Here is a 9,498-nt window from a genome sequence, read left to right as displayed (position 1 = left end):
AGCGAGAACATGTCTTCAGATGCAGGACATGAGATTATGGTCAGCCGGAGCATTCAGGCGGAAGGAACCTTCGGAGATCTTAAAGAAAACTACAGATACAGCCGATTGAGACGCCGGGGACTGGAAAACGTAAAATTTGAGGTGCTTATTGTGGCCATGGGACACAATATCAGAAAATTAAACAACAGAAATCGGATGAGTTGCCCAGAACTCGAACGTTATGGAAAATTAAAGGAGCAGAAAAGCGAAATCTGAAAAAGATTATAAACAGTCTTTTTGAGTTTTGGCTCTTTTCAGTGCGTTCAAAAATTGACTTGAGCGGAAAAACACATCATAAAACAGGATTGAATCAGATAAAAAGCATAGAAAAAGGGGCTGTAAATCTCGCTGATGAAAAATCAGTCGAAATTTAACAGCCCCTTTTTACTCATCAATTTTTTGGAAAGAGGTTATAAATTTCTGAAGAAGAGCTTATATAATGAAGAAAAGCAGACGTCAGCCTGTACAAATGAGAAAAGAGGAAAGAAAAATGAGTAAAATTTTAGGCTTTGATATTGGGGGCAGCTCAGTAAAATACGCAGTGATGGATCAGATGAGTGCTGAACTGATAAAAAGCGGAAACATTCCTACGGATCGTAAACACGATGGATCCCAGGAAGAAAAGAGAGCCAAGTTTATTGGCGCTTTAGCTGATCTTTTTGATGAAAATTCAGAATGTAAAGGTATTGCGATTTCTATGCCTGGTACGATTGATGCAAAAACCGGCTTTTTAAGCAACGCAGGTGCTTTATGGTTTAACAAAAACTGTTATTTCGCTAAAGAACTTTCTGATGAAATTAAAAAGAGAACAGGACGCGATATTCAGGTCGCAATGGAAAATGACGGCAAGTCAGCTGCGCTTGCCGAATACTGGAAAGGTAATCTGCAGGGGGTTTCGGATGGAGTGGTCATGACTCTGGGAACCGGTATTGGCGGAGGAATTATCGTCGGTGGAGATCTGGTTCGCGGAAATGGTTTTTCAGCCGGAGAATTCTCCTGGCTGCCAACAAAACCAGGATTAGTTGAACTTGAGTCAATGGCCGCCATTCCAGGATCGATTACGGGTATGGTCGCAAAAATCGCGGAGACCAAAGGAATCCCTGCTGAAGAATTTGATGGGAAACAGGCAATGGAGCTGGTGCTTGATCAGGATGAAGAAGCATGTAAAATTTTTGATTCGACTATGGATGCTTTAGCCCAGGTGGCATATACCGTCAACTGTGTTCTAAACCCGGAAAAGATCTGTTTTGGCGGTGGAATTTCAAGACAGCCTTATGTTGGAAAAACACTTGAAAAAAAGTTTAATGAAATTATTGATCACACCAACATTCCTATGCCCAAAGCTAAAATAGATACTTGCCATTTCTTCAGTGATTCTAATCTGATCGGTGCGTTATATAACTATAATCTGATGACTGATGCGATTGATTAGAGAGAGAAAACCCATTCAGTTGACTTTCTTTACAAGTTCGATGGACATGCTTACAATTTGAATTGAATGCGAATCAAGCAATGAAAAGATATCACGAGGTATGACCATGGATAATGATTTAGATATGCTCTCGTTTGGCATCATTGCCAATGCAGGAGACAGCCGGGCGTATGCATTTCAGGCGCTCGATGCGGCAAAGGAAGGCCGGTATGAAGAAGCTGAAAAGCTTTTAAAGCAGTCAGATGACGCAGCTGAAAAAGCGCATAAGGCTCAGACGGATCTTCTTTTTGCCGAAATGAACGGAGATCATAAGGATGTTAATGTTCTGCTCGTTCACTCGCAGGATCATCTGATGAGCGCCATGCTCGCCAATCAGCTGATTAAAGAAATGATCGACCTGTATAAAAGACAGGAAAGAAAAGATTAACATTAAGAATAATCAGGAAATGGAGATGGCTGAGATGAAAATTCTGCTCGTTTGTGCAGGCGGGATGTCGACAAGCATTCTGATGAATAAGATGAAAAAGTACTGGGCTTCTATTGAAGTTCCTCTGGATGTAGAGGCTGTTGGCCTGGCAGAATATAACGAACATTATCAGGACTTTGATGTAATCCTGATCGGGCCGCAGGTTTCCTATCGTCAGAGTATGATCGAAAAAGAAACCGGAAAACCCTGTGCAGCAATCAATTCAACAGATTACGCTCTGGGAAACTGCGATAGAATATATGAACAGGTTAAGACACTCTATGAAGAGATGGAAAATGCTTAATCGCAACCAATCCTGAAAAGGAGCATAAAGGATCATAAAAGTTCCTTCTTCAATTTGTTTTAAAAAAACTTATTTTGAAATATCTCAAAGAGATCTTCAGAATCAAAGGACTCATGTCCGATCTTCTGAAGATCTTTTTTTTGGACTATTCATTTGGGTCGTCGCTCTAAAAAGTCAGATTGAGAAAGATTTGCGGATTATTTGGCGAATTTCGTACATTTTTCAAAAAAATAAAAAATAAATTTCTATCGATTTTTTGGGCAGATCGCAGGAATAATTCAGATAAATCTGTTTAGGAAAAACTGCTTGAAAATCATCTGAATTCTGTAACAGAATGATTCTGTTTTCATAATTCGAATAGAGGAAGAAATGACAATCAGAACAATGCATGAAAGATTCAAAAATTGGGTTTCATTTTAGTTTGGGAAAAGATGTGATTGAATGATCGTTCAATTAGCTTGTAAACCTTCCTGAAATCTTATTCATACAGAAACGCATTTAAAAGATGATATATAAAGCTATTTAATGATAATAACAATCTTAATAGGATGGATAACGCAAACGAATTGAAACAATTTTCATTTTTAGAAAAAGAAATTACACCTGGTATCGGTCATCTAAAATGACACGGGTTTTAGATTCCTGTAAAGTCTTGGCATCAATGGAGAACAGGCGAATATGCTTGTATCCCATTGTTTGCGACATTATCAAGAAATAGACATAAGAAAAAGATGAAAACACTTACATAATAAGAAATGATCAAAATCTGAAGAATGATCATCCATTCTGTAACCATTTGTTAATGAATACTTAAGTATTTTTGGCTTGCAAGATTTGATGGATTCGGATTATGATTAGATTGCAATTGTTCATTTCAGAACTGTGAAAAAGTTTTCATTATTCTGAAACAGCTAAGGATAGATAAAAGGAGGTATTAGCTTTGAAAGTAGAAAAAATGGAAATTGTGGACGAGTTACAATTAAAAGAAATTCCAGACGTGGTCGAAGTAAAGATTCCGGACACACTTGCAAATGCCGATTTTGCAGACCGGATGGAATATCTCTGGAATCTCAACGAAGATTAATCAGCGTATTTGTGCTGGCTTCCTGAAAATGCTGTTCCCCCACTCCAGGAATCTGCAGCTTCATATCGCTAAAGAGTTCAGAAGGCAAATTCATCCGATGATTTAAAAGCGGATTTTTAGAACATCAATTATCTATGCCGCATTGGCGGCAATCCTCAGGAGATTTGTTCGAAAAGTTAATGATTTTTTATGAAAGAGGTTTCTTTAACGAGCCTCTTTTTTTCGTTGTTTACTGTTAACTTTGATAATATAACTAATGCAGGGAACCCGGAATTATCGTTATCCGTAAACAGGATCCAAACAAAAATGTTTTACCAATCCGAGGTCTCTGAAAGAAACAGGAGCAATACTTTCATTTGTGAAACCTAATCAATAAATGTCATTTGATTCATATTCGACCAAAATTGCGGTTGCAATTGGTAGATAAATGGATTTTTGGCGATTTTTTTGATTCACTAAACGGGGTTTTATTGCCTCGTGAGCAACATGTGAAAAAGGAAAAAATATGACTAACCTAGATCAGTTATCTGTAAATTCGATCCGTATTCTTGCCGCCGACCAGGTGCAAAAGGCCAATTCCGGTCACCCTGGTGCACCGTTAGGAACGGCACCGATGTTATATGAACTCTGGACTAACCATATGTCCCACAATCCAGCCAATCCAAGTTGGGAAAACAGGGACCGTTTTATTCTGTCTGGCGGACACGGTTCCGCTGGTTACTATGCTCTGCTCCATTTGTTCGGCTACGGCCTGAGCATGGATGATCTGAAGAATTTCCGTCAGTATAATTCACTGACTCCGGGACATCCCGAATATAGACATACCCCTGGTGTAGAATGTACGACCGGACCTCTGGGAAGCGGACTGGCTGCCGGTGTTGGAATGGCTATGGCTGAAGAACACCTTGCATCTATTTTCAATAAACCAGGTTATCCAATCGTTGATCATTACACATTCGTTGAATGCGGAGATGGAGATCTGATGGAGGGAGTCGCTCAGGAAGCTCTTTCTCTTTGCGGAACTCTAGCTCTGGACAAGATGATCATTCTTTATGATTCCAACCGGATTACCATCGAAGGAAGCACGGATCCTGTCTTCCACGAAGATGTGTTAAAAAGAATGGAAGCTTTAGGTTTCCAGACTCTTGAAGTCGAAGATGGAACCGATCTTGAAGCCATTTCCAAGGCGATCGAAGCCGCAAAGGCAAATAAGGAAAAACCAAGCTTTATTAAGATCAATACTGAAATCGGCTATGGATCTCCAAAACAGGGAAACGCAAGTTCTCATGGCGAACCGTTAGGAGACGAAAACGTTACTGCTTTAAAAACAACTCTTGCATATCCTTCTCACGAACCATTCTTTGTTCCTGATGAAGTGTATGCAAACTTTGAAACACATGCGGCTAAAGGAAAACTGGCTGAAGAAGAGTGGAATCGTTTACGAGATGCTTATTATGCTGAATATCCTGAAATGAAGGAACTCTTCGAACGCTACCAGAATGGCACTCTCAATCTTGAAGATCTTGATGAATCTTACTGGGAAAAAACCGACAAAAAAGAAGCAACCCGGGCATCCAGCGGAAAAATTCTCAATAAACTTAAGGATCTTTTCCCAATGATGGTTGGAGGATCTGCTGACCTTGGACCTTCAAACAAAACGTATATGAATGGGGCAGGAGATTTTACTGTAGAAGACCGCAGTGGAAGAAACCTCCATTTTGGTGTTCGGGAAATCGGAATGGGCGGTATCTGCAACGGTCTTGCCCTGCATGGATTGCGGCCATATGCCGGAACCTTCTTTGTGTTCTCGGATTACGCCAAACCTATGGTTCGTTTGGCTTCCCTGATGCAGCTGCCGGTAATTTATGTTTATTCTCATGACTCGATTGGTGTTGGAGAAGATGGTCCAACCCATCAGCCAGTAGAACATCTTGCAAGCTATCGTTCCATTCCAAACATTACTGTCTTCCGTCCTGCTGACCAGACTGAAACCGCTGCTGGATGGGCTGTTGCAATGGCCAGTGAAAAGACACCAACAGCTTTGATTCTGACTCGCCAGAATGTCGATCAGATTGCTGAAACTTCAAAAGAAGCAATGAAAGGCGGATATATCCTTTCCGATTCTGAAAAGGAAACTCCGGATGCCATTTTGATTGCTTCTGGAAGTGAAGTGAAACCATGCATGGATGCCAAAAAACTGCTCAGAGAACAGCGAGTGGATGTTCGCGTCGTGTCGATGCCTTCTATTGAACTCTTTGAAAGACAGCCAGAAGACTATAAGAATGCCGTACTGCCAAGAAATGTCAAAGCCCGTGTAGTGGTTGAAGCAAGCAAAGACTTTGGCTGGGGACGTTATGTCGGCCTTGATGGAGCCATTCTTGGTATGGAAAGCTTCGGTGCATCAGCACCTGGAAGTGAACTCTTTGACATTTATGGATTCAAAGCTGAACCGATCGCAGCGACTGTAAACGAGGTCATTGCCCGCTGCAGCTGATTTTAAGAGTAAACGGATGATTCCAATTGAATCGATTGCGCATTCATCTGCTTTTTCTGTCAGTAAATCATGAATGGATACAAAGGATAAGTTCTGAATCATAAACCATAGAAATCAAAGGAGAACGGATTAAATTCTGTTCTCTTTTTTTTCGCTGTTTCAAAGATTATGAAAGCTTTGTATTGTGGATATTTATGGTTTATTTTGCTGCAAGTTATCTCTTTTTTTTAAGAGTGAATAATAATCCTAAAAGTATAGATATATCGTTAGATAACCAAAGCGAAATAATCAAAACGAAAAAAATATGAATAGTACAGAAAAACTCACTGTAAAAGTTTGAAAGTGAATTATTCAAAAGCCGGATTCTTCCTTGACTCAGTCAAATCGGTTCTGAGAATCTATATTGGATGGCTCTGATTTCAATCAATAAGATTATTGATGAATATGAATCCATTTGAATGATGAGAATCTGAAGTCTTTTTTGACTAAATAACTTTCAGATAAAAAAATCCAGAAAGGGGAAACCGGGTCCGTGCTGCTCTATTTGGCTCAAGAATCCGGATTATTAATGTTTGGTGAAATTTATTCTTCTTGCTCCAGTCTATAATGTTGAAAACTATGTCGATAAGTTTGTTCAATCGATTCTCAGCCAGACTTTTCGGATTTCGAACTGATCCTAGTCGATGATGGATCAACGGATCGTTCAGGAACAATCTGTGATTTGCTCTCGAAAACCGATCGTAGAATAGTCGTACTGCATAAGAAACATGAAGGTCTGATGGCAGCCAGACAATATGCTCTGCGCTATACCAAAATGAAATATGCCCAGTCTTCAGAAACGACTCAGCAATATATTGTGATCAATCTAGATTCGGATGACACAATGAAGCCATTTGCTTTGGAACGGATTCATGAAGCATTCAGTCATAATCCATGCGATATGGTTATCTATGGATATGACCGCACTCAGAATAATAATGTGCTGTATACCTATGAAAGACAGGGATTGCCTTCCACGATTATTTCGGATCGACGAAAACTGTACGTAAAAGTTCTAATTGAAGGTGGATACAGTACGCTTTGGCGAAAGGCCATGCTCTTACAGACGATTCCGGATGAAGATTATTCTTCATATTATTCGATACAGCTTGGAGAAGATGTCATTCAATCCTTAGCGATGTATAAAGCTGCAAAACGAGTCATGTTTCTAGAAGAGAGCCTCTATAACTATGAAAAAAATCCCAGTAGTCTGACCTGTAATGTGCATCAGAATTTTTTTGATCCTGAAATGACTGTAGAAAGAGAAGTTGAGAAGTTTTTAATTGAAGATAATGTTCTGACACAAGAAGACTGGGATTTATTTCATCAGATGATGTTCAATCGGCTGAGTGGAAAAATCGTTTATATCATTCGCATGAAAAGAAATTATCATGAAAAACTGGACTGCCTGCATCAGCTTTCGAACTGTGCCTACTATAAAGAAAAAATGCTTTCCAGAAAGACAGATTTACAGGAAATGAAGCTGTTAAGGCGGACTGCGCATCTTCTGTTTCAAAGGCAGTCGCTGTGGCCAATATTAGTTCTTGGAGGCCGGTTTTATCCACTTTACGTTCTCTATCGACAAGGGATCATCCGCCTTAAGGCGACAGGATCCTGAAGTATGATGGCGAATATTTATCTGGTGATATTTGCTGGTAATGTCGGGGATTGTCAGAGGTTTGATCGATGAACAGAGAAAGAAAAGCTCGTCTGAATATTATTAGTTCATTGCTTTATCAGCTGACTGCGCTTTTTTGTGGACTGATTATACCTCGGCTGCTCATTGACGCTTTTGGTTCTGCCGCTTATGGAGCAACCATGTCGATTGCTCAATTCCTTTCGTACATCACTTTGTTTGAAGGCGGAATTGGAGGAGTGGCTAGAGCTCTTTTATATGAACCTCTGGCCAGGCAGAAGACAGAAGATATTGCCCGCATTGTATATTCCATTTCAAGATTTTTTAAATGGATTGCATTTGGATTTCTGGCTTATACTTTCGTTCTGGCCTGTATCTATAAGCAGATTGCTCATTTTGAGTCTTTTTCGTTTTGGAATTCCTTCCTGCTTGTTCTCGTTATCTCCATTTCGACCATGGGGCAGTATTATATCGGAATGGCGTATCAGGTTCTTTTACAAGCTTCACAGTTATCCTATGTGACGAACTTTTTGGCCATTGTGACTTCTCTGGTCAATACGGCACTGATTCTTATTCTGGTCCATATGAACTGCTCATTAATCGTAGTGAAGCTGTTCAGTTCTATCGTTTTTGTGATCAGACCGCTGGTTCTGAGCGTTTATGTCAAAAGGAAGTTTCAACTCCCGCCGGAAAATGAAGTATCCAACATTCCAAAACGGCTTCCCGGACAATGGTCTGGTCTTTCCCAGCATCTGGCTTATTTCTTCTTTTCAAATACGGATGTTGTGGTTTTAACGTTGATGAAGTCACTCAGTCTTGTTTCGGTCTATTCGGTTTATTCCAATGTGGTTAAGATGCTTCAGGGCCTCACAAACTCATTTTCAGCCGGTATGGAGGCATTGTTTGGAGAACTGTTAGCTCGCGGGAAAGATAAGCAGTTAAGTCAGATCTTTACTCATTATGAAACTTTGATTTCCATGGTCTCGATCTCATTGTTTTCGGTGGCTTTATTGCTGATCGTGCCTTTTGTTCGAATTTATACCAGGGGAGTGACAGATGCTGATTATATTCAGCCTGTATTTGGTTTTGTCTTAATACTGGCCATCCTTGTTGAATGCCTTAGAGCCCCATACCATTGCCTTTGCATTGCAGCAGGTCATTTTAAGCAGACTGAATGGGCTGCTTATGGAGAAACTCTGATCAACATCCTATTTTCGGTATTGCTGGTGATTCCTTTTGGATTATCAGGGGTAGCAGCCGCCACTTTATGCGCAAGCGCTTTTCGCTTTTTGTATTATGTTTACTATCTGCAGGAGAATATTCTCAGGCGAAGGATCTACCTGTTTTTTAAACGCGCATTGATCAATACGGCTGATCTGCTTTTGATCTGCTTGATTGGATCCTTTCTGTTAAAGCATTTGCAGCTTCAGAACTTTTTTGAATTTATTCTGACAGGCGGCCTATTCACAGCTCTATCCATATTGATTACGGTAGGAGTCAATGCTCTTCTTGATTACAAGGAAACAAAATGGCTCTTTGGTAAATTTATGGATCAGAAAAAATCTGATCCAAATGGTAAAAGAAGGGGCTGTTAAATTTCGACTGATTTTTCATCAGCGAGATTTACAGCCCCTTTTTCTATGCTTTTTATCTGATTCAATCCTGTTTTATGATGTGTTTTTCCGCTCAAGTCAATTTTTGAACGCACTGAAAAGAACCAAAACTCAAAAAGACTGTTTATAATCTTTTTCAGATTTCGCTTTTCTGCTCCTTTAATTTTCCATAACGTTCGAGTTCTGGGCAACTCATCCGATTTCTGTTGTTTAATTTTCTGATATTGTGTCCCATGGCCACAATAAGCACCTCAAATTTTACGTTTTCCAGTCCCCGGCGTCTCAATCGGCTGTATCTGTAGTTTTCTTTAAGATCTCCGAAGGTTCCTTCCGCCTGAATGCTCCGGCTGACCATAATCTCATGTCCTGCATCTGAAGACATGTTCTCCCG

Annotated in this window: 9 protein-coding genes; 8 read left to right on the top strand and 1 reads right to left on the bottom strand. The window is 40.0% G+C overall.

Annotation, left to right across the window (positions count from 1 at the left end):
* The 8 genes from BO222_RS09200 to BO222_RS09170 all read left to right on the top strand — a co-directional run.
* Nucleotides 1-255: transposase (locus tag BO222_RS09200; protein ID WP_075820402.1), on the top strand; the 255-nt coding region annotated here is incomplete at its 5' end.
* Nucleotides 256-529: 274 nt separating this feature from the next.
* Nucleotides 530-1,471 carry an ROK family protein gene (locus BO222_RS09195; protein WP_075820398.1) on the top strand — a complete coding sequence of 314 codons (942 nt, stop codon included), beginning with the start codon at nt 530-532 and terminating at the stop codon, nt 1,469-1,471.
* Between the two features lie 106 nt (nt 1,472-1,577).
* Nucleotides 1,578-1,898: a PTS lactose/cellobiose transporter subunit IIA gene (locus BO222_RS09190; RefSeq protein WP_233131239.1), complete on the top strand. Its 321-nt coding sequence runs from the start codon at nt 1,578-1,580 to the stop codon at nt 1,896-1,898.
* A gap of 25 nt (nt 1,899-1,923) precedes the next feature.
* The gene (locus BO222_RS09185; protein ID WP_178390486.1) at nt 1,924-2,241 is read left to right on the top strand and encodes a PTS sugar transporter subunit IIB; all 318 of its coding nucleotides are present in this window, start codon (nt 1,924-1,926) and stop codon (nt 2,239-2,241) included.
* 940 nt (nt 2,242-3,181) lie between these two features.
* On the top strand, nt 3,182-3,325 hold the full coding sequence (locus tag BO222_RS13785) for a hypothetical protein (RefSeq protein WP_158024586.1): 144 nt from the start codon (nt 3,182-3,184) through the stop codon (nt 3,323-3,325).
* 505 nt (nt 3,326-3,830) lie between these two features.
* Nucleotides 3,831-5,819 carry a transketolase gene (gene tkt / locus BO222_RS09180; protein WP_075820392.1) on the top strand — a complete coding sequence of 663 codons (1,989 nt, stop codon included), beginning with the start codon at nt 3,831-3,833 and terminating at the stop codon, nt 5,817-5,819.
* Between the two features lie 637 nt (nt 5,820-6,456).
* Nucleotides 6,457-7,476 carry a glycosyltransferase family 2 protein gene (locus tag BO222_RS09175; protein ID WP_083647774.1) on the top strand — a complete coding sequence of 340 codons (1,020 nt, stop codon included), beginning with the start codon at nt 6,457-6,459 and terminating at the stop codon, nt 7,474-7,476.
* A 68-nt stretch (nt 7,477-7,544) separates the two neighbouring features.
* Nucleotides 7,545-9,089 carry an MATE family efflux transporter gene (locus BO222_RS09170; RefSeq protein ID WP_075820388.1) on the top strand — a complete coding sequence of 515 codons (1,545 nt, stop codon included), beginning with the start codon at nt 7,545-7,547 and terminating at the stop codon, nt 9,087-9,089.
* 154 nt (nt 9,090-9,243) lie between these two features.
* On the opposite strand, the gene BO222_RS09165 is transcribed toward BO222_RS09170, so the two are convergent.
* Nucleotides 9,244-9,498 (bottom strand): transposase (locus tag BO222_RS09165; RefSeq protein ID WP_075817320.1); only part of this gene is annotated, 255 nt, incomplete at its 5' end.

The sequence above is a fragment of the Ileibacterium valens genome, assembly GCF_001945525.1.
GTDB classification, from domain to species: domain Bacteria; phylum Bacillota_I; class Bacilli_A; order Erysipelotrichales; family Erysipelotrichaceae; genus Ileibacterium; species Ileibacterium valens.
The sequence above is the reverse complement of the archived record's forward strand: the minus strand, read 5'-3'. Positions and strand labels throughout refer to the sequence as shown.